The organism is Achromobacter sp. 2789STDY5608615 (assembly GCF_001298995.1).
Taxonomy (GTDB): domain Bacteria; phylum Pseudomonadota; class Gammaproteobacteria; order Burkholderiales; family Burkholderiaceae_B; genus Achromobacter; species Achromobacter insuavis.
In genome coordinates this window covers 80993-100822 of the sequence record NZ_CYTY01000023.1, presented here as the reverse complement: position 1 = coordinate 100822, position 19830 = coordinate 80993, and the positions used below count along the sequence as shown (strand labels likewise).

Sequence of the window (19830 nt, the reverse complement as noted above, 5' to 3'; positions counted from 1 at the left end):
CCCCCCCCCATCGCGGTGCCTTCCACCGAAAAGAACGTCAGGCGCTTCAGGCCGATGGTGGCCAGCGCCACTTTCAGATAGGGCGTCAGGAAATCCGGCTGGCGCGCCTCGCCCCCGGAGAACAGGCCGCCCGACGACACCGCCACGAACACCGGCTTGTCGGCCAGCACCCCGATCTTGCCTTCGCGCGTCACGGTGAACGTGCTGCGCACCCGCACCACGTGATCGATCCACACCTTCAAGGCCGAAGGCACGGTGTAGTTGTGCATCGGCGTGGCGATGACGACGTAATCGGCCTCGACCAGCGATTGGATCAAGCGGTCGGACTGATGCAACGATCCGGCGGGATCGCCGTCCGGATCGGAGGGCGATCCCAGCGCCCACGCGTATTCGGCATCCACATGCGGCAGCCGGTTGGCGTCGATCTCGACGAGGTCGCGGCCACGCGCGGCATCCGCCCGCGCCAGGCCATCAACGACGAACTGCGACAGCCGGTGGCTTTCCGATTCCGCGCCGCGCGGGCTGCAAGTCAAACGCAGGACGCTCATGCCGCTTGCTCCCCCAGCACCTTGCTGAAACGCATCGCCCCGGTCAGCAATCCCTGACGGAAGTAGAAGCGCTGCGCCAGCGCATTGGCCAGCCCGGTGTCCAGCACCAGCTTGGCGCAGCCGGCCTCGCGCGCCATGCGTTCGAGCGCCTGCAGCAGGGCGGCGCCATGACGCGCGCCACGGCTGCGCTCGGTGACGACCAGGTCGTCGACATAGAGGAAGCGGCCATAGATCAGGTTTTCCTGAAAGCGGTAGCCGGCCAGCGCGACGGGCGCGTCGTCCTCCCACACCGCCAGCAGGGCGTAATGCTCGTCGCGCATGCGCGCGACGCGGTCGGCGAAATCGCGCTCGTCGGCCAGGTGCGGGCGCAACTCGCGCATGACCGGAAAGCAGGCGCGCAGCGCCTCGGCGGATTCGATAGGGCGGATGTCCTGTTGACTCATGAGGATCCTGTCTTGAAAGAAACCACCCGCCGCCAGGGCGGGCACAACCATGATGCTAAGGAAGCCATGCCATAATTTGAAGAACCATAAATTGACCTTTCGACTAGGCCATGACGCCCTCTTCCCTTGCCAGCCTGCCGCCCGCCGCTTCCGGCGACGAACCGCTGTACCGGCAGGTCTACGAGCGCTTCCGCGGCGCGATCGCCCAGGGCACGCTCAAGCCGGGCGACCGCATCCCGTCGGCGCGCGCGCTGGCCAAGGACCTGGGCGTGGCGCGCGGCACCATCGAGATGGCCTATTCGCTGCTGCACGCCGAAGGCTATGTGCAGCCGCGCGGCCAGGCCGGCACCGTGGTCACCCCCGGCCTGCAGGCGCAGGCCGCGCCCCGGCCGCTGCCGCCGCCCGCCAAGGCGGACCCCGACATCTGGCGCCAGCCGCCGACGCTGCTGCCGTTCCAGATGGGCCTGCCGGCGCTGGACGCCTTTCCGCGCAAGATCTGGGCGCGGCTCGGCGCCCGCCACCTGCGCGCCACGCAGGCGGCCGACCTGTCCTACCCGCCCGCCGACGGCCTGCCCGCGCTGCGCACCGCGATCGCCGCGCACCTGCAGGTCGCGCGCGGCATCCACTGCTCGCCGGCGCAAGTGTTCATCACGTCCGGCTATCGCGAGAGCCTGAACCTGGTGATCCAGGCGCTGCTGCAGCCCGGCGACGAGGTCTGGGTGGAAGACCCCGGCTACCCGCCGACGCGTGAGCTGTTGAAGCACTCGGGCCTGACGCTCGCGCCGGTGGAAGTCGATGCCGAAGGCATCATGGTGGCGCAGGGCATCGCGCAGGCGCCGCAGGCGAGCGCCGCGGTCGTCACGCCCGCGCACCAAAGCCCGCTGAGCGTGACGCTGTCGCTGACGCGCCGCCAGGCGCTGCTGGAGTGGGCAGAGCGCAATCAGCGCTGGATCGTGGAAGACGACTACGACGGCGAGTACCGCTACGTCAGCCGGCCGCTGCCGGCCCTGAAGAGCCTGGACCGCCACGGCCGCGTGCTCTATGCGGGCACCTTCAGCAAGGTCATGTTTCCCGGCATCCGCCTGGCCTACCTGGTGGTGCCCGAGGCCCAGGTGCGGCGCTTCGAGGATGTAAACCGGGTGCTGGGCAACGGCATTCCGGGCCTGACCCAGGCGCTGGTCAGCGCCTTCATGCTGGAGGGCCACTTCGCGCGCCACATCCAGCGCATGCGGCGGCTCTATTCGGAGCGCCGCAACACCACGGCCGCGGGACTGGCCAAGGTGTTCGGCCCCGCCATGCCGATCAATCCGCAACCGGGCGGCATGCATCTGCTGGTGCGGATGCAGGGCCACCAGACGGACCGCCCGCTGGCGCAACGCATGGTCGAGCACGGCATCTATGCGCACGCCCTGTCGCGCTGGACGACCGCCGCCCCATGCGGCGCCGGACTCTTGATGAGCTTCACCAACATCGAGTCCCAGGAGCGCGCCGAGCAGCTCGGGCGCCGCATCCTGGAACTTATGTAGCGACCCGCGTCTTGCCCATGGGCAAGACGACGCCGCCGTCCGCCTCAATCCCGCTTACTTCAACCCGGCCTTGTCCAGGCCGAACGCGGCGTCGGCGGAGCCCGGCTCGGTGCGGAAGGCGACGTTCAGGCGGTTCCAGCCGTTGATGCCCACCACCAGGAAGGTGAGATCCGAGATTTCGGCTTCGGACAACTGGCCGCGGACCTGTTCGTACACCGCTTCGGACACGCCATGCGGGTGCAGCGTGGTCAACGCCTCGGTCCATTCCAGCGCGGCGCGCTCGCGCGGGCTGAACAGGGTGGACTCACGCCAGATGGCGATGTGGTGCAGCCGCAGCTCGCGCTCGCCGCCGATCTTGGCCTGCTTGATGTGCATGTCCAGGCAGAAGCCGCAGCCATTGATCTGCGAGGCGCGGATAGTCACGAGGTCATTGAATTCCCGGATCACGGCCGTCTTTTTCAGCGCGGTGCTGAAGTCGAGGTAGTGCTTGGACAGTTCGGCGGAAACCTGGAAGTAATTCAAACGCTGGGTCATGTCACGGATACCTTTGTGGGAGCCATTGCGGACGACATCGCCGCATGCCCACATAGTGCCGCCAGCGGCCGCGGCGAAAAAGCGCCAAGAATCACCATTTGGCCTGGGCCATAGGGCCTGGGCACGTCCGCTTGCCCCGGCCGAAAATTACGGTATACTCTCGCCTCTTCGCAGTACAGCAGTATCCGCGCGGGAGTAGCTCAGTTGGTAGAGCGCAACCTTGCCAAGGTTGAGGTCGCGAGTTCGAGACTCGTCTCCCGCTCCAGCAGATGCGCCGTTTCATGAACGTCGCCGCATCGTTGGAATCATCCGCCGGATCTGCTTATTGAAACGGTTCGCCAGGCACCATCGGCACCGCCTTCTTGCACGACAGATTCCTGTCGATCCCATCCCCGACTGTCTAGCTTTGCCGCATTGCATCCCGCATGCCTGCATCGTTGCGGCTACTTTTTTTACCTGACGCCCCGGCGAGCCCGCACAAGTCCTAAAAACTGTGTATAATCGCTGTCTTTGGTGGACACGGCCTCTTTCAAAAGCAGCCGACAAAACAGGTTCATCAAACGCAGTGCCCCCGCGGGAGTAGCTCAGTTGGTAGAGCGCAACCTTGCCAAGGTTGAGGTCGCGAGTTCGAGACTCGTCTCCCGCTCCAAATACAAAAAGGAAGCACCGGCCTATACCGAGCTTCCTTTTTTCTTGCAGTACTGGCGCAATGGCAGAGTGGTTATGCAGCGGATTGCAAATCCGTGTACGTCGGTTCGATTCCGGCTTGCGCCTCCAGTATTTCTCCCCCTGCATCTCGTTACCCATCCCTACGCCCAGTCAATCGTTTGATTGCTAAGGTGACGCCGTTTTCATTCGACGACGATCCCATGCACAGCAATCAAAAATCGCGACGCGCCCGCCCCACCCTGCTGGCCTTGTCCGCCGCCACGCTGATGACGCTGGCGCCGCTGGCCGCCGAGGCCGATTCCGACCGCCATCACCGCCATGGCCATGGCCATGGTCATGGCCGCGGCGAGTATAAAGAGAAGTACTGGGACGGCGCCTGTGAAGTCGAGCGCAAGTGGAAACGCAACGGCGACTACCGCGAAAAGCGCAAGTGCCGCGACGACTACCGCTACGGTTACGCGCCCCAGCCCGTGCTGGTGCCGGCCATGCCCGCGCCCGCCATCATCATCAACCCGCCCCCCATCATCATCCGCCCCTGACCATGGATCCCTCGGTGAAAGACGCCATCGCCCGCTGGCCCGACGTGCCCGCGGTGTTCGGCTGGCTGTCGCTGGATCCGCGCGGCCGCTGGCGCCTGCATCCGCAAGGACAGGCCGCCGCGGGCGGGCCGGGCGAGTCCATCACCAATCCCCAGATCCAGGGCTTCATCGACCGCAATTACGAACACGACGAGGCCGGTCGCTGGTTCTTCCAGAACGGGCCGCAGCGCGTCTTCCTGCGGCTCGATGCCGCGCCGTACGTGCTGCGTCTCGATGACGCCGGCCGCGCCCTGCTCACGCACACCGGCCAACCGGTGGGCGCGGTCAGCGGCTGGTGGCTGGATGACGCCGGACAGTTGTACGCCATGGCATCGCAGGGCCCCGGCGTGGTGCTGGATCGCGACCTGCCGCCCCTGATGGAACGGCTCGTCACGGACGACGGCGCCGCCCTGCTGGACGTCATCGATCGCCTGGCGCCCTCGCAATCGCTGCGCATCGCGCTGCCGGGCGTCTACGACGCGGCGCCGCTGCGCCTGATCGACCGCGCCCAGGTGCCGGACAGCCTGGGTTTCCAGGCCAACCCCACCGCCTGATCCGGCGCGTTCGCGCAAGACGGCGCGCCGGCGGCAAGCCGCCCGCTTCAGAACATGCCGTTGCTGTTGGCGGATTGCTCGGGAATCGGCTGCACCGCGTCCCAGTGCTCGACGATCTTGCCCTGCCCCAGCCGGAAGATGTCGATGATGGCGTTGCCGCGCGACCCCGGTTCGCGCACCGCGTGCACATGCAGGATCACATAATCGCCATCGGTGAAGACGCGCTTGATCTCGCTTTTCGACTGCGGGTATTTGTCGCGCAGGAAGGCGACGAACTTGCGGAATCCCTCGGGTCCATCAGCCGCGTTTGGATTGTGCTGGATGTAGCGGTCGCCCAGGTACTTCACGGCGGCGTCCGCGTCTTTCTGGTTCAGGCCCTTTTCATAGAAGGCCAGCACGGCCGCCTTATTGGCGGCCTCTTGTTCGGTCGAGGCCTGGACGGCGGGCGACAGGGCGACGGCAAACAGGACTGCGCCGAGGACACGCGTGATGAACGACATGGAATCTCCAGAAAAGCCAAGGCGGCCGGCCCATTCTAGGTGCCGGCCGCCTTGCGGGCGATACCCAATCCAGTAGACAGTTTGATGCGCGAGCCGATCAGCCGCGGCCGCTCTTGAGCAGCGCGAACTTGCCGTCGCCCAGCAGCGCCAGGACCGCGGCGGCCACCGACAGGAACACCGGATACTCCCAGCCGCCGTTGGGGTTGCTGAAGCCCCAGCCGTTGCCGAAGTGCACGGTGGAGGCAACGAACAGCTGCACCGCGGCGATCACGGCGATCCAGCGCGGCCACACGCCCAGGATCAGCAGCACGCCGGCGCCGATCTCGAAGAAGGTCACCGGATACGCCAGCCAGCCGGCAAAGCCGATCTTGGCGAAGAACTGCGCGGTGCCCGGCAGGGTGAACACCAGCAGCTTGGTCAGGCCATGGGCCAGGAACATCACGCCCAGCGCGATGCGAAGCAGGAGCGCGGCATAGGGCGCGGTACGGGTATCGATCATTGCATTCTCCGTGAGCGAATCGCCCAGGACGGGAAGATTCTTCATGGCCGCTATTCTTGCGATTCCAAAAACAAAGATAAACATGCAAAATCGCAACTTATTGTTCCCCGTTAGGTAACAATCATGGACACCCATACCGCCATGCAGACCTATGCCCGGGTGGTCGAACTGGGCTCGTTCGCGGCTGCCGCGGACAAGATGGGCCAGGCCCGTTCCGTGGTCACGCGCCAGATCGCGCACCTGGAAGAGAAGTACGGCGTGCGGCTGCTGAACCGCACGACCCGCAAGCTCAGCATGACCGACGCCGGCCGCGCCTTCTACGAGCGGGTGCGGCCGATCCTGGCCGAAGTGGCCGACCTGGAACTGTCGCTGCAGGCCGAGGGCCAGGCGCCCAGCGGACGCCTGCGCGTCAGTGCGCCGGTGTCGTTCGGCATCCTGCACCTGGGGCCGGCCATCGCCGAATACCTGCTGCGCTATCCCGACGTCATCATCGACCTGGACCTGAACGACCGCGTGGTCGACCTGGTCGAGGACGGCTACGACGTCGCGGTGCGCATCGGCCCGCTGCAGGACTCGTCGCTGGTGGCGCGGCCGCTGGCGCCGCAGCAGTTGCTGGTGTGCGCCGCGCCCGCCTACCTGGCGCGCCATGGCGTGCCGCAAACGCCCGACGACCTGAAGCAGCACCGCTGCCTGCATTACGCCTACGCCAGCACCGGCAACGAATGGCATTTCGAGAAGGACGGCGTCACCCACCTGGTGCGGGTCAACGCCGCCCTGCGCGCCAACAATGGCGACGTGCTGCGCACCGCCGCGCTGGCCGGACACGGCGTGATCCTGCAGCCGGAATTCCTGGTGGGCGAGGACGTGCGCGCCGGCCGCCTGACCGCCCTGCTGCAGGACTACGCCCACACGCCGATTTCCATGTACGCCGCCTATCCGCACCGGCGCTTCCTCTCGCCCAAGGTGCGTTCCTTCGTCGAACACCTGGAAGAACGCTTCGGCAGCCGCGCGCCGATGGCGCCCGCGCGACGCGCCAGCCGTCGCCGCAGCCGTTAGAATCGTAGCCATGACCGCCAAATCGCCCCTCGAATACTTCCCCGCGCCGCGCCGTGCGAACTTCTGCAGCCAATGCGGCTCGCCCGTGAACCGCCGGGTGCCCGAGGGCGACAACCGCGAACGCGACATCTGCGATCACTGCGGCGCGATCCACTACCAGAACCCGCGCCTGGTGGTGGGCACGGTGCCGGTGCTGGACAACCGCGTGCTGCTGTGCCGGCGCGCGATCGAGCCGCGCTACAACACCTGGACGCTGCCGGCCGGTTTCATGGAGCTGGGCGAGAGCACCGCGCAGGGCGCCGGCCGCGAAACGCTGGAGGAATCCGGCGCGCGCATCCGGCTGGGCGAGATCTACACCATCATCGACGTGCCGCAGATCGAGCAGGTGCACGTCTTCTACCTGGCCGAAGTGCTGGGCCCCGAGCTGGATCCCGGCCCGGAAAGCCTGGAAGCCCGCTTCTACGACGAGGCCGAGATTCCCTGGGGCGACCTGGCGTTCCGCACCGTGGCGACCACGCTGCAACGCTATTTCGAGGACCGCAAGCGCGGCACGTTCGGCCCTCACCACTACACCCTAGAATCGCACCGTTGAAGCTGCCCTGGCTCGCCGCCGACACGCCCTTTCCGCCGGCGGAATTCGCCCTGACGGATCCGGACGGCCTGCTGGCGGCCGGCGCCGACCTGTCCACGCCGCGCCTGATCCAGGCCTACTCGAACGGCATCTTCCCCTGGTATTCCGAGGGCGAGCCGATCCTGTGGTGGAGCCCGGATCCGCGCATGGTGCTGGCCTGTCGCGACTTCGCGCCCTCGCACTCGCTGCGCAAGCTGCTGCGCCAGATCGCCAGCCACGAACACGAGGCCGCGCCGCGCATCGAGGTGCGGGTCGACACGGCCTTCGCCACGGTGATGGCCCACTGCGCCGCGCCGCGCGATGGCCAGCCGGGCACCTGGATCACCGCCGCCATGCGGCAGGCCTACCTCGCCTGGCACGAGGCCGGCTACGTCCACAGCATCGAAACCTGGATCGACGGCGAACTGGCCGGCGGCCTGTACGGCATCAACCTGGGCCGCATGTTCTTCGGCGAATCGATGTTCACGCGCGCGCCCAACGCCTCCAAGATCGCGCTGGCCTACCTGGTGCGCTACGTCAGCGCGCAGGGCGTGCAGTGGATCGACTGCCAGCAGCAGACCCGCCATCTGGCCAGCCTGGGCGCGCGGCCGGTGCCACGCTCGCGCTTCCTGCAACACGTGCGCGCCGCCACCGTGCAGCCGCCGCTGGCCTGGTCGCGCGGACGGCCGGACAGCACGGGGCGGCTGCTGCCCCTGGCGGCCGCCTGACGGCCGCCCCGGCGCCTGGCGCCGCGCTCCGTCCCCCCACATCGCGAGCCGGGTTAGGCGTTAATATGTAGTCGTCCCCGTCACGGACTTGGCGCCGGACACCGGGATCCCACATGAGCCAGCTCAAAGAATTACCTTTCTCCACGCTGCAGTTCTACGCGACCGCTCCCTACCCTTGCAGCTACCTGCCGGGACGCCAGGCACGGTCGCAGGTTGCCGCGCCCGGCCACCTGATCAACGCCGGCACCTACTCGCAACTGGTCGAGCAGGGTTTTCGCCGCAGCGGCCTGTTCACCTACCGCCCGCACTGCGACAGTTGCCACGCCTGTGTGCCGGTGCGGGTCGACACCGCCGGCTTCGCGCCCAACCGCAGCCAGCGCCGCGCCTGGCGCGACCACCGCAACCTGCAGTCGTTCGTGGCCGAGCTGGCGTGGTCGCCCGAGCATTACCGGCTCTATACCCGCTACCAGCAGGGCCGCCATCCCGGCGGCGGCATGGATGAGGACAGCCGCACGCAGTACGCGCAATTCCTGCTCACCAGCCGCGTCAACACCCGCCTGGTCGAATTCCGCGATCCCGCGGGCGTGCTGATGATGGTCTCGATCATCGACGTGCTGGACGACGGCCTGTCGTCCGTCTACACCTTCTACGATCCCGACGTGCCGGGCAGCCTGGGCACCTACAGCATCCTCTGGCAGATCGAGCAGTGCCGCACGCTCAACCTGCCCTGGCTCTACCTGGGCTACTGGATCGCCGACAGCCAGAAAATGTCGTACAAGGCCAGCTTCCATCCGGCCCAGTACCTGATCGATGGCGCCTGGGGCGAACCGCCCGCGCCCGCCACGCCCGGCCCGGCCGCCTGATCCGCCCCGGCGGCGGCGGCCCGCAAGGGCGGCCAAAGACGCTTTACAATCCCGCTCCATGTCGATCCTCTTCCACGCCTATCCCCTGGCCCGCCCGGCGCTGTTCGCCATGGACGCGGAAACCGCCCACGAAGTCACCCTGTCGGGGCTGCAGCGGGCCTACGAATGCGGCGCCACGCGCAAGCTGCTGCACGCGCGGCCCAAGGCGCCCTGCACCCTGATGGGCATGCAGCTGGCCAACCCCATCGGATTGGCGGCGGGACTGGACAAGAACGGCGCCTATATCGACGCGCTCGGCAATCTGGGTTTCGGTTTCGTCGAGGTCGGCACGGTGACGCCGCGGGCACAGCCGGGCAACCCCAAGCCGCGCATGTTCCGCCTGCCGCGCGCCAACGCGCTGATCAACCGCCTGGGCTTCAACAACCAGGGGCTGGACGCGTTCCTGGCCAACGTACAGCGCAGCCAGTGGCGCAAGCAGGGCGGCATCCTCGGCCTGAACATCGGCAAGAACGCCGACACCCCGATCGAGCGCGCGGCCGACGACTACCTGATCGGCCTGGCCGGCGTGTACCCGCACGCCGACTACGTCACGGTGAACATCTCGTCGCCCAACACCAAGAATCTGCGGGCCCTGCAAGGCGGCGACGAACTGTCGGCGCTGCTGGCGCAACTGGCGGACAAGCGCCGCGCGCTGGAAGACCAGCACCAGCGCCGCGTGCCGATGGCCGTCAAGATCGCTCCCGACCTGACCACGGAACAGATCGACGCCATCGCCGACGCCCTGCCGCGCCATGGCATCGACGGCGTCATCGCCACCAACACCACCCTGTCGCGCGATGCCGTCACCGGCATGGCGCACGCCGAGGAAGCGGGCGGCCTGTCCGGCGCGCCGGTGCATGAGCTGTCGCTGGCGGTGATCCGCCGGCTCAAGCAGCAGCTGGGCGACAGCCTGGCGATCATCGGCGTGGGCGGCGTGCTGTCGGGCCAGCAGGCCCGCGAAAAAATCGAGGCCGGCGCCGACGCGGTGCAGTTGTACACAGGCCTGATCTACCGCGGCCCCGCCCTGGTGGGCGAGTGCGTGCGGGCGGTGGCCCGCCGGGCCTGATCCCGCGCCCCGGCCACGCCGGGGCTTTCCAGGACGAACCTCGCGGGCGGCCATGCTGCCCGGGCGGCGCCCGCGCGCGCCCGTCATCCCGCGGGGAAAATGGGCAAAAAAAGAGGCCACCCGAAGGGTGGCCCTAATTCCAGCTCTGCTCTGTCACTCAACAGTACTACATTACTGCGATTTGCGCAGCATCGCGCGCCAAATACTTAGGCGCTGCGACGGCTGCGGCTGGCGACCTTGGTGGCGGCGTCGGCGGCATCCGTCGCGGCCTTGAAGGTCGCGTTGGCGGCGGCATTCAGGTTGGACTCGGCGACTTCGGCGGCCTGCTTGGCGGCCTTGGTCAGCGAATCATAGGCGCTGTTGGCGGTGGCCAGCGACGACTTGATCAGGGCGACGGCGCTTTCCGAACCCGTGGGGGCGTTCTTGGAGAACTGCTCGACGGCGTCGCTCAGTTGCTGTTGGCCTTCGGCGATTTGTTCTTCGGTCAGCTTGACCAGGTTGCCCTGCACGCCGGCGACGATGTCGTACACGTGCTTGGTGTAGGCCAGGGCCTTTTCGGCGCCCGGCTGCAGCAGGCCCGAGGCGAACGCCGCGGCTTCCTGCGGGTCCTTGACTTCGGCGGCTTGCTGCGACTTCTGGGCGACTTCGTCCAGGGTGGCGCGCACGACCTTCAGGTTCAGCTCGACCAGCTTTTCGAAGCCGGCGAACACGGCCGATTGGGCGGCCACGAAGGTGTTGATGCTGGCTTTTTGACGGTCCAGGACTTGTTGCGGGATAGCGCTCATAGAATTGCTCCTTTTAGGGGTAGCCGGAGGCTCTCCGGCAAGTAAGGATGGTGTCTGCGACGAAATAAGGAACGTGCGCGGAAACTGGTACTACAAGCTACCGCCGGCCCGTTTGATGCACTGCACAATTGATATTCTACGGGCCTAAAAAACCTTGTCAAGCAATATTGGTGCAACGCAACAACTATTTGCACATTAACAGTGCAAGCGCCGGTGCGGGGTTGATCCAGCACAAGGATTTCCCATGATTCGGGAAATACCGGACATGACGGCGTATCAATTCTTTTCTACACTGCTTGCACGCTGATGACAGACAAACACAAACGATAAGTCAGCGGTCAAAAACACATCGCAGCAAGCAAAACCCTGCAATTGGAGACTTCATGACCCTCATCCCCCCGCACGCTTTCGGCCCTGCTCGCGGCCAGCGCCATGCTCGCGGCCGGCGCCGCCCACGCGGAATTCCCGGAACGCCCCATCAACATGGTGGTGCCTTTCGCCGCCGGCGGTCCGACGGACAACGTCGCGCGTTCGCTGGCTGAAGCCATGCGGCATTCGCTGGGCCAGACCGTCGTGGTCGAAAACAAGGGCGGTGCGGGCGGCACCATCGGCACCACCCAAGTGGCCCGCGCGCAGCCGGACGGCTATTCCGTGCTGCTGATGCACGCCGGCTTCTCGACCGCGCCGTCGCTCTACAAGAATCCGGGGTACGACCCCTACAAGAGCTTCGAGCCGATCGGCCTGGTGGTCGACGTGCCGATGACCATCATCGCGCGCTCGGACTTCCCGCCCAACAACATCCAGGAACTGGCCGACTACGTCAAAAAGAACAAGGACAAGGTCTCGCTGGCCAACGCCGGCATCGGCGCCGCCAGCCACCTGTGCGGCACCATGCTGGTCGAGGCGCTGGGCGTGCAGTTGCTGACGATCCCCTACAAGGGCACCGCGCCGGCCATGAACGACCTGTTGGGCAAGCAGGTCGACCTGCTGTGCGACCAGACCACCAACACCACGCAGCAGATCGACAGCGGCAAGGTCAAGGCCTACGCCGTCACCAGCCTGCAGCGCGTGCCCACGCTGCCCAAGCTGCCGACCATGGACGAGTCCGGCTTCAAGGGCTTCGAAGTCGGTATCTGGCACGGTATGTGGGCGCCGAAGGGCACGCCCAAGCCGGTGGTCGACAAGCTGGTCAAGAGCCTGCAGGCCGGCCTGGCGGATCCGAAGTTCCAGGAACGCATGAAGCAGCTGGGCGCCACGGTGCTGACCGCCGACGCCAATCCGCAGGCCCTGGACGCCAAGGTCAAGCAGCAGGTCCCGCAGTGGGCCGAGCTGTTCAAGAAGGCCGGCGTCGAACAGCAGTAATTCAGGGCGGGCCCCGCCAGACGGGGCCTGCGCTGCGCATCGCGCCTGACGGATAGTTTCGCCACGGCCATGAAAAAGCCCCTCGGTTGCTGAAACCGGGGGGCTTTTTCATGGCCGTGGCAACGCAGTCGATCAGGTGCGCATCGCTTCGGCCGCCATGCCCAGGCCGTTGAAGCCGCTGGACACCGAGGGCTCGTAGCCCAGCGCCTCGGAAATGCTGGCGGCCGTGTCCACCAGGGCCTTGATCCAGTCGTCCTGCAGGCGCTCGGCGGGCGCCGAGATCGACAGGCCGGCGACCAGCTTGCCGGTGTCGTCGAAAATGCCCGCGGCGATGCAGCGCACGCCCAGTTCCAGTTCCTCGTTGTCGCGCGCGTAGCCGTGGCGGCGCACCAGCGCCAGCTCGCGCTCGAGGCGGTCGAGGTCGGTCAGGCTGTTGCGGGTGTGGCCGGCCAGGCCGGTGCGCAAGGCGTAGGCGCGCACCTGGCGGGCGTCGCCGGTCGACAGGAACAGCTTGCCGGTGGAGGTCAGGTGCAGCGGCGCGCGGCCGCCGATGGCGCGCACCACCTGCATGCCCGAACGCTCGCTCCAGGCGCGGTCGATGTAGACGATTTCGTCGCCCTGCTGCACCGACAGGTTGATGGTCTGGCCCGTGAGCTTGTGCAGCGACCGCATCGCCGAAATGGCGGCCTCGCGCACGTTCAGCCGTCCCTTGACCAGCGAGCCCAGCTCCAGCAGGCGCATGCCCAGCTGGTACAGGCCGTTATCGACGCGCTCGACATAGCGGCCCACGACCAGGTCGTTCAGGATGCGGTGCGCGGTGGAGGCATGCAGGCCGGTGGTCGCGGACAATTCCTTGAGCGTGACGGGATCGGGCTGCGCGGCCAGCGCATCGAGCAGGCGCATGGCGCGCTCGATGACCTGGATGGCAATGGGACTGCCCGAAGCGCCATCGGCCTCGGCGTCCAGGGCGTTGCGGGTGGAAGAAGGACGGGACATAGGAAGGAAGGGCTAGCGCGGCGCCACCGAAAGAGACCAGACTTGCGGCAACGCAGCAAACAGTTCTTTCCCGTATTGTGAAATTTACCGGGCTATTTGGCAACCGTTTTTTGGCTCGCAAACGGGGGACGCGCCCCGTTTCACTTGCCGCCGCCGGCTCAGGCCGCGGGCGGCGCCAGCTTGCCGCCCAGGCGCAGCACCTCGGCCCGCAGGAAGGCCAATGCCTCGGCCGCCGCCTCGGGTTCGCCCTTCACGCCCAGGTCGATATGCGGCGTGCCGCCGGCTTCGCCGACGCTCGGCAGGCTGAAGGCGCGCACGCCCGGCCAGCGGCTTTCGACGGTCTGCATGGCCGGCGTGATGCGCGATTCCGGCATGCTGAACACCAGGAACGAATGCTCCGCGTGGCGGCGCGTATGCTGCAACGCACGATAGCGCGTATCCAGGGTCCATTCGAGCATCGGCCAGGCCATCACGGGAAAGCCCGGCACGAAGGTATGGTCGCGGATGAAGAAGCCCGGGATGCGGTTGTACGGATTGGGCACGATCTCGCAGCCCTCGGGGAACACGCCCATCTGCAGCCGTTGCTGGTTCTCGGGCGCGCTCATGTCGGCCGTGCCCTGCCCCTTGGCCGCCATCTCGGCGGTGCGCAGCGCGATCGCCTGCTCCGCCTCGGGATGCAGGGCCAGCGGCAGGTCCAGGGCCGCCGCCGCGGCCTGGCGGGTATGGTCGTCCGGCGTGCCGCCGATGCCGCCGCAGGAAAACACCACGTCGCCGGTGGCGAAGCTGCGCCGGTAGGCGGCCACCAGCACCTCGCGGTCATCCGGCAGGAACTCCGCCCAGGCCAGTTGCATGCCGCGCGCGCCGAGCAGCTCGACGACCTTGGAAAAGTGCTTGTCCTGGCGGCGGCCCGACAGGATTTCGTCGCCGACGATGATGAGGCCGATGCGGCGGGAGGCGGATTCTGCTGCCATGTCCGGTTCCAGAAATTGGCGGTTGAATGAAGGCGAAGGCGCCGCGTCAGGCGACGTCGATGGTGCGTTCCTGGCGCAGCCGCTGGAGCGCGTCCAGGCCATAGTGCGCGTAGACCAGCGCCGAGAACACGGGCAGGATAATCCAGGCGGGCGGCAGCAGGTTCAGCAGCGAGCAGATCAGGCCGATGATCCAGAAGCCGCCGTTGTGACGCTCCAGGATGAGCTTGCGCTCGGCCGGGCTGGCGTGCTCGACGATGGCGTCGACCCGCATCATGCGCGAAAAGGCGAAGGTCCACCAGAAGATCGGCAGCACCAGGGCCATCGGCGGCACCAGCCACAGCGGCATGGTGAACAGCCAGCCGAGCACGAACGCGCCCGACACCCAGATCGCGTTCCAGACGCTGACGGAAGTGGCCAGCTTGCCCTGCCGGCCGAGGCCGGCGTACTCGCGGTGGCCGACGTGGCGCAGCACCAGCGGCATGACGAACACGGCCGCGATCGCCAGGCCCAGCACGCCCGACAGCGGCAACAGGATCGACACCGCGATCACCGGCACCAGGTAGATCTTGAGCGAGAACAGCCCCATCGCCAGCAGCCATTCCTCGGTGCGGTTGATGAAGTCCCAGTGTGAAGCCTGGGCGGCGAGCCAGTCGGTCAGGGGCGTCCAGAACAGCCAGAACAGCAGCACCACGCCGACCAGCGCGATCAGGAATGGCAGCAGCACCGCGAACAGCATCGTCGGATGGCATTGCGACACCAGGGCGCGCTTGAACGCCAACCCGACGCCGCTCGCGGCACGGGCGAAGCGGCCGGTTTCGGGCGGCGGGGAATCAGTGCGCAAAGCGGTCATCGTAGGACGAAAGGAAGGTGATCATCCCGGGTATGATAGTCAAACACGCCCCCCTGCGCTCGTATGACATTACTTGTACCCGGCTCCGACCTCACCGCCTTGCGCGCCCAATTGGCGGCCTCGCCCGACGCCTGGCTGGTCGCCTGTTTCTGCGCCGCCTGGTGCGACACCTGCGAAGAATACAAACCCAAGCTGCGCGCCCTGTCCAGCGCCCTGCCGCGGCATGTTTTCGCCTGGATCGACATCGAGGACCACGCCGAATTGCTGGGCGAGGTCGACGTCGAGAACTTCCCCACGCTGCTGATCCAGATCGGCGGCCGCGTGGTGTTCTACGGCCCGATGCTGCCGCACATCGGCCATCTGGAACGTCTGCTGGAAAGCCTGGACGAACGCAGCGCGGCGGTCACCTCGGCGCTACCCGATTTGCCCCGCCTGCTCGCCGCCTGACGGCCACGCCGGGCCGGAGATCCACGCCCCCCGGGGAGGCTCGGCCCAATTCGCCGTTATTGCTGCAACAAGGCGCCGATGGCTTGCGCCGCCCCGCGCAGCAGCGGCACGATCTCACGCACCCGGGCGTCCGTCATGCGGTTGTGGGTCGCGGCGACCGTGACAGCGGCCAGCAACAGACCACTCTCGCCATACACGGGGACACCCAGCGCGCTGATGCCGGGCACCGCGCGATTGGCGATGTGCGCGTAGCCAACCTTTGCCACCAGCGCGCAATGCGCGCGGACATCGTCGGCATCCAATTCCCCATATGCCCCAAGCCGCGGCGCAACGGCCTCGATGATGCGTTTCTGTTCCGCGGCCGGTAACGCCGCCAGCAGCGCCAGGCCACCCGCGCTGACCCCCAGGGGTTGGCGGCTGCCCAGCGGCAGTGCCGGCGTCTGCACGGGATAGGTCCCCTGGATGCGATTGATGCAGACGGCGTCGTCGCCGCTGCGCACAAACAGGAACGTCGTATCGCCCGTCACGCGGGCAAGGTCCGCCAGGGTGGCCGTGCTCAGGTCGCGCAGATTGAAACGATGCGCCGCCGCCAGGCCCAGCTCGAACACCAGGGGACCCAGCCGGTAACGACGGGTCGCGGCATCCTGCACCGCCATGCCTTGCGCGACGAGCGCCTTCAGCAGCCGATGCATGGTGGGCCGCGTCAATTCCGCGGCCTGCGCCAGATCGACCAACCGCAGGCCAACATCGGCCTGGCGCGCCAACAGTTTGAGCACCAGCACCGCCCGGGTAATGCCTTGGGCGCCATCGACCCGCGCGAGGGAATCATTCATGCCATTCCAATTAGTGGAATTATTTTCGGTTGTGTTGCGAGTGAATTTATCGCAACGCTAGCATTTATCGCCAGTAGCAGGAGTATTTCACTGAATCATTGGTCTCCATTCAATTCCAAATAATGGAATCAAACGTGAATTGCTCCCGCGTGTTTCCCCGCACGGAGCCTGCCGATGAATCACCCCTCGCCCGTCTGGTCCGCTCGCGATCGCGTCGCCTACGAGCCGATTACCCAACGTCGCCCATTCGTGCTGCCCGGCGGCGCGCGCGTTGCCGTCTGGACCATCGTCAACGTGGAAAACTGGCTGCCGCAACACGCGATGCCGCGCGCCGTCCTGCCTCCGCCGATGGGACAGCCGTTGCTGCCGGACATTCCGAATTGGTGCTGGCACGAGTACGGCATGCGCGTCGGCTTCTGGCGCTTCCTCGAGACCTTGGGCGCGCGCGGGCTGAAGGCCACGTTGGCAATCAATGGCACCGCCTGCCGCGAATACGCCCAGGCTTGCCAGGCGGCGCTGGAGGCCGGCTGGGAATTCATGGGCCACGGCCATGTGCAGCAACCGATGCACCGGGTGGCGGACCAGGCCGCGGCGATCCGCGACACGATCGCGGCCATCCGCGATGTCACCGGCCGGGCGCCGCGAGGCTGGGAAAGCCCCGGCCTGACCGAGACGGATGACACGATCGACCTGCTGGCCGCCGCCGGCATCGAATACGTGGCCGACTGGGTGCTGGACGACCAGCCGGTGCCCATCAGGACACGCACGGGAAGCATGCTGTCGGTGCCCTACACCGTCGAACTCAACGATGTCGTCATCTCCGCCGTGCAGCAGCACCGGTCCGAGGAATTGCTGATCCGAGGCCGCGACCAGTTCGACCAGCTCTACCGGGAAGGGGCGAGCATCCCGCGGGTCATGGCGATCTCGATCCACCCTTATCTGACGGGCGCGCCACATCGCATCCGCTACCTGGCCGAGCTGTACGACCACATCCTGTCGCACCCGGATGTGTGTCTGTGCACCGGCGGCGACATTCTCGATATCTATCGGAATCAAGCCGACCAACCCGAGCAGGCCTAGCCCGGAGCCGAACATGGACCTTCCCCGCGTTCTCCTGCTGGCCACTGGCGGCACCATCGCCATGACGCCCGGCGCCGATGGCGGCATCGCGCCCGCATTGGACGCCCATGCCCTGGTCGCCGCCGTTCCGGACCTGGCCGCGGTGGCCAGCCTGGAGGTCATCGCTTTCTCCAACAAACCCGGGGCGTCCCTGACGCAGCAAGATCTCGCGCAGCTGGCGGCGTTGATCGAGGAGGGATTCGCCCGCGGCTGCCAGGGCGCGGTGGTGGTCCAGGGCACCGACACCATCGACGAGACTGCCTTCGCCCTGGAATTGCTGGCGCGCCGCCCGCTGCCCATCGTCGTGACCGGAGCGATGCGCGGCGCGGCGGCGCCGGGCGCCGACGGCCCCGCCAATCTGCTGGCGGCGGTCACCGTGGCTGCCGCCCCCGCGGCGGCCGGCATGGGCGCGCTGGTGGTGCTTGGCGACCAGGTGCACGCCGCCCGCCATGTGCAGAAAGCGCATACCACGCTGCCGTCGGCCTTCCATTCGCCCGGCCGGGGACCGCTGGGCACGCTGTGCGAGGGGCGCCTGCATCTGCACGCCCGGCTGACGCCGCTGCCCGCGCTGCGGTCTCCGCGCCCATTGCAGGAAGCGCCCATCGCGTTGCTGCGCATCGGCCTGGACGACGACGGCAGGTTGCTGCCCGCGCTACCTGACCTGGGCTTTCGCGGCGCGGTCATCGAGGCGATGGGGGCCGGCCATGTGCCGGGCCACCTGGCCCCGCTGCTGGGCGACCTGGCGGCGCGGATGCCCGTCGTGCTCAGCACCCGGGTGGCCGCCGGTCCGGTGCTGCGCGCCGCCTATGCCTTCCCCGGATCGGAAAAGGATCTGCTGTCCCGCGGGCTGATCCATGGCGGCGCGCTGGGTGGCCTGAAGGCGCGCCTGCTGCTGCGCCTGCTGCTCGCCACAGGCGCTTCCCCGGAGGCGCTGCCCGCCGAATTCGCCCGACGCTGCGACGCGCTCGCCTAGGGCCCATCGACATTCAAAGGAGACTGCCATGCAAACGCGCCGCTACGCGCTCGGGATGTTCGCCGTACTGCTTTTCTCATATGTCATCAACGCCATCGACCGGCAGCTGTTTTCAGTCCTTGCCACGGATGTACGCAACGCCCTGGGCCTGACCTTGCCGCAGGTCGGCCTGGCTTCGACGGTCTTCACGCTGGGCATGGGCCTGGCCGGCATACCCACCGGCTATCTGCTGGGCAAGGTGTCGCGCAAGTCCGTCACGCTGATCGGGCTGGTCATCTTTTCCGTGGCCACCTTCCTCACCGCCTATGCGAAAGGACTGCCGGACCTGCTGGCCTACCGGTTCATTTCCGGCCTGGGCGAAGCCATGCAGCTGACGGCGCTGCTCGCCATTGGCACGAGCTACTTCCTGCAGCACCGGGCGGTCGCCGCGAGCTCGCTGAATTTCACATTCGGCATCGGCGCCATCATCGGCCCCAACCTCGGCGCCGCGATCCTGGCCGCAAGCCACTGGCAGATGCCCTTCATCGTTTTCGGGCTGTCGGGCATCATCGCCATCATCCTGATCGTGCCGCTGGTCAAACCCTGGTTCAGCGAAGCACAGGCGCTGCCGACGCAGGCCGAAGACACCGCCAGCCCGGCGGCCGGGACAACCCTGTGGGCGCGCACGCCGGTCATGCTGGCCATCGCGACCGCGTTCGCCGGTCTGTCGATCTATGGCTATCTGGGCTTGTATCCCACCTACCTGCGCGAAGCCCTCGGTTTCAGCCCCAAACAGGCGGCGGGCGCAGTCAGCTTCTACGGCCTGGGCGCCCTGCTATCGTTGCTGGGAGGCTGGCTCGGAGACCGCTACGACTACCGCAAACTGTTGTTCGGGTCGCTGCTGTTGTCGGCGTTGGCCGGAGGACTGCTGTTCACCGACCTGGAGAAATCGCTGAGCGCGCACGCCGCCATGTCGTTCATCTTCGGCGCCGCCATCAGCGGCATGGTGTATGCCAACCTGTCGGCCGGCATCATCAAATCCGTCAGCCGGGCCAAGGCGGCGCAGGCCTCGGGCCTGTTCGTGGCCAGCCTGTATGTGCCCGCGGCCTTCGCCGGGTATCTGCTGGGCCAATTGAAATTGACGCTGGGTTGGACTCAGGCCGGCATTCTCCAGGTAACGGGCTGCGCGATCCTCGCGGCATTGTTCTCGATCGCGGCCGGCGTGCGGCGCCCGGATCCGATCCCCACAACGACAACGAGCGCCCCATGAACGCCGCATCACCGTTGTCTTGAAACAAAAAA

23 protein-coding genes and 3 tRNA genes are annotated in these 19830 nt (G+C 67.1%); 16 read left to right on the top strand and 10 right to left on the bottom strand.

All coding sequences use genetic code 11. The features are described 5' to 3' along the window. A partial coding sequence (locus tag AOZ49_RS20080) for an FMN-dependent NADH-azoreductase (RefSeq protein WP_054477337.1) occupies nt 1-548 on the bottom strand: 548 nt, incomplete at its 3' end. Beyond that, nucleotides 545-991 carry a GNAT family N-acetyltransferase gene (locus tag AOZ49_RS20075; RefSeq protein ID WP_054432954.1) on the bottom strand — a complete coding sequence of 149 codons (447 nt, stop codon included), beginning with the start codon at nt 989-991 and terminating at the stop codon, nt 545-547. The genes AOZ49_RS20075 and AOZ49_RS20080, both read right to left, overlap by 4 nt. A 110-nt stretch (nt 992-1101) precedes the next feature. Here AOZ49_RS20075 and AOZ49_RS20070 point away from each other — a divergent pair, with 110 nt between their 5' ends. Continuing rightward, complete coding sequence (locus AOZ49_RS20070; protein ID WP_054477335.1) at nt 1102-2517, top strand: MocR-like pyridoxine biosynthesis transcription factor PdxR; 1416 nt, start codon at nt 1102-1104, stop codon at nt 2515-2517. A gap of 54 nt (nt 2518-2571) precedes the next feature. Here the strand turns inward: AOZ49_RS20070 and AOZ49_RS20065 are convergent, their stop codons facing one another. Further along, nucleotides 2572-3051, bottom strand: a complete 480-nt coding sequence (locus AOZ49_RS20065; RefSeq protein WP_054477333.1) for a carboxymuconolactone decarboxylase family protein — start codon at nt 3049-3051, stop codon at nt 2572-2574. Between the two features lie 189 nt (nt 3052-3240). On the opposite strand from AOZ49_RS20065, the gene AOZ49_RS20060 reads away from it, so the two are divergent. From AOZ49_RS20060 to AOZ49_RS20040, 5 genes are all read left to right on the top strand, one after another. Further along, nucleotides 3241-3316, top strand: a tRNA-Gly gene (locus AOZ49_RS20060). 308 nt (nt 3317-3624) lie between these two features. Next, a tRNA-Gly gene (locus AOZ49_RS20055) sits at nt 3625-3700 on the top strand. A 54-nt stretch (nt 3701-3754) separates the two neighbouring features. Continuing rightward, nucleotides 3755-3828 (top strand) — tRNA-Cys (locus AOZ49_RS20050). 92 nt (nt 3829-3920) lie between these two features. Beyond that, a complete protein-coding gene (locus AOZ49_RS20045; RefSeq protein ID WP_054433088.1) occupies nt 3921-4259 on the top strand; it encodes a hypothetical protein in 339 nt (112 codons plus the stop codon). Between the two features lie 2 nt (nt 4260-4261). Further along, entirely contained in the window at nt 4262-4852 is a 591-nt protein-coding gene (locus tag AOZ49_RS20040; RefSeq protein ID WP_054432948.1) for a DUF2946 family protein, read from the top strand. A gap of 47 nt (nt 4853-4899) precedes the next feature. Here AOZ49_RS20040 and AOZ49_RS20035 read toward each other — a convergent pair whose 3' ends face one another. Next, a complete protein-coding gene (locus AOZ49_RS20035; RefSeq protein WP_156355688.1) occupies nt 4900-5352 on the bottom strand; it encodes a nuclear transport factor 2 family protein in 453 nt (150 codons plus the stop codon). A gap of 97 nt (nt 5353-5449) precedes the next feature. After that, on the bottom strand, nt 5450-5851 hold the full coding sequence (locus tag AOZ49_RS20030) for a DoxX family protein (RefSeq protein WP_054433086.1): 402 nt from the start codon (nt 5849-5851) through the stop codon (nt 5450-5452). A gap of 123 nt (nt 5852-5974) precedes the next feature. On the opposite strand from AOZ49_RS20030, the gene AOZ49_RS20025 reads away from it, so the two are divergent. From AOZ49_RS20025 to AOZ49_RS20005, 5 genes are all read left to right on the top strand, one after another. Beyond that, entirely contained in the window at nt 5975-6907 is a 933-nt protein-coding gene (locus AOZ49_RS20025) for a LysR family transcriptional regulator (RefSeq protein ID WP_054432946.1), read from the top strand. 10 nt (nt 6908-6917) lie between these two features. Next, entirely contained in the window at nt 6918-7499 is a 582-nt protein-coding gene (locus AOZ49_RS20020) for an NUDIX hydrolase (protein WP_054477329.1), read from the top strand. Then, complete coding sequence (aat, locus tag AOZ49_RS20015) at nt 7496-8245, top strand: leucyl/phenylalanyl-tRNA--protein transferase (RefSeq protein WP_054477327.1); 750 nt, start codon at nt 7496-7498, stop codon at nt 8243-8245. The genes AOZ49_RS20020 and aat overlap by 4 nt, the downstream gene beginning before the upstream one ends. A 113-nt stretch (nt 8246-8358) precedes the next feature. Next, nucleotides 8359-9108 carry an arginyltransferase gene (locus AOZ49_RS20010; RefSeq protein ID WP_054432941.1) on the top strand — a complete coding sequence of 250 codons (750 nt, stop codon included), beginning with the start codon at nt 8359-8361 and terminating at the stop codon, nt 9106-9108. Between the two features lie 58 nt (nt 9109-9166). Beyond that, complete coding sequence (locus tag AOZ49_RS20005; RefSeq protein ID WP_054477325.1) at nt 9167-10213, top strand: quinone-dependent dihydroorotate dehydrogenase; 1047 nt, start codon at nt 9167-9169, stop codon at nt 10211-10213. Between the two features lie 206 nt (nt 10214-10419). On the opposite strand, the gene phaP is transcribed toward AOZ49_RS20005, so the two are convergent. Further along, the gene (phaP, locus tag AOZ49_RS20000; protein ID WP_054432936.1) at nt 10420-10998 is read right to left on the bottom strand and encodes a TIGR01841 family phasin; all 579 of its coding nucleotides are present in this window, start codon (nt 10996-10998) and stop codon (nt 10420-10422) included. Nucleotides 10999-11430: 432 nt separating this feature from the next. Between phaP and AOZ49_RS19995 the strand changes: the two genes are divergently transcribed. Next, a complete protein-coding gene (locus AOZ49_RS19995) occupies nt 11431-12360 on the top strand; it encodes a tripartite tricarboxylate transporter substrate binding protein BugD (protein ID WP_054477323.1) in 930 nt (309 codons plus the stop codon). A gap of 132 nt (nt 12361-12492) precedes the next feature. Here AOZ49_RS19995 and AOZ49_RS19990 read toward each other — a convergent pair whose 3' ends face one another. The 3 genes from AOZ49_RS19990 to AOZ49_RS19980 all read right to left on the bottom strand — a co-directional run bounded on the left by AOZ49_RS19990 (nt 12493) and on the right by AOZ49_RS19980 (nt 15177). Beyond that, nucleotides 12493-13356, bottom strand: coding sequence for an IclR family transcriptional regulator (locus tag AOZ49_RS19990; protein WP_006393193.1), 864 nt, complete (start codon nt 13354-13356; stop codon nt 12493-12495). 158 nt (nt 13357-13514) lie between these two features. Beyond that, nucleotides 13515-14327 (bottom strand): competence/damage-inducible protein A, encoded by an 813-nt coding sequence (locus tag AOZ49_RS19985; RefSeq protein ID WP_054432935.1) that lies wholly within the window; start codon nt 14325-14327, stop codon nt 13515-13517. Between the two features lie 46 nt (nt 14328-14373). Then, nucleotides 14374-15177, bottom strand: coding sequence for an EI24 domain-containing protein (locus AOZ49_RS19980; protein ID WP_054432933.1), 804 nt, complete (start codon nt 15175-15177; stop codon nt 14374-14376). A gap of 63 nt (nt 15178-15240) precedes the next feature. On the opposite strand from AOZ49_RS19980, the gene AOZ49_RS19975 reads away from it, so the two are divergent. Next, a complete protein-coding gene (locus AOZ49_RS19975) occupies nt 15241-15624 on the top strand; it encodes a thioredoxin family protein (RefSeq protein ID WP_054432930.1) in 384 nt (127 codons plus the stop codon). 56 nt (nt 15625-15680) lie between these two features. Here the strand turns inward: AOZ49_RS19975 and AOZ49_RS19970 are convergent, their stop codons facing one another. After that, nucleotides 15681-16457 (bottom strand): IclR family transcriptional regulator, encoded by a 777-nt coding sequence (locus tag AOZ49_RS19970; protein WP_054477320.1) that lies wholly within the window; start codon nt 16455-16457, stop codon nt 15681-15683. Nucleotides 16458-16631: 174 nt separating this feature from the next. On the opposite strand from AOZ49_RS19970, the gene AOZ49_RS19965 reads away from it, so the two are divergent. From AOZ49_RS19965 to AOZ49_RS19955, 3 genes are read left to right on the top strand one after another with little or no spacing between them, the layout of a single operon-like run. Further along, nucleotides 16632-17537 carry a polysaccharide deacetylase family protein gene (locus tag AOZ49_RS19965; RefSeq protein WP_054477317.1) on the top strand — a complete coding sequence of 302 codons (906 nt, stop codon included), beginning with the start codon at nt 16632-16634 and terminating at the stop codon, nt 17535-17537. Between the two features lie 13 nt (nt 17538-17550). Beyond that, the gene (locus AOZ49_RS19960) at nt 17551-18549 is read left to right on the top strand and encodes an asparaginase (protein ID WP_054432925.1); all 999 of its coding nucleotides are present in this window, start codon (nt 17551-17553) and stop codon (nt 18547-18549) included. Between the two features lie 28 nt (nt 18550-18577). Continuing rightward, complete coding sequence (locus AOZ49_RS19955) at nt 18578-19798, top strand: MFS transporter (RefSeq protein ID WP_231690397.1); 1221 nt, start codon at nt 18578-18580, stop codon at nt 19796-19798. The last annotated feature ends 32 nt before the right edge of the window (nt 19799-19830 follow it).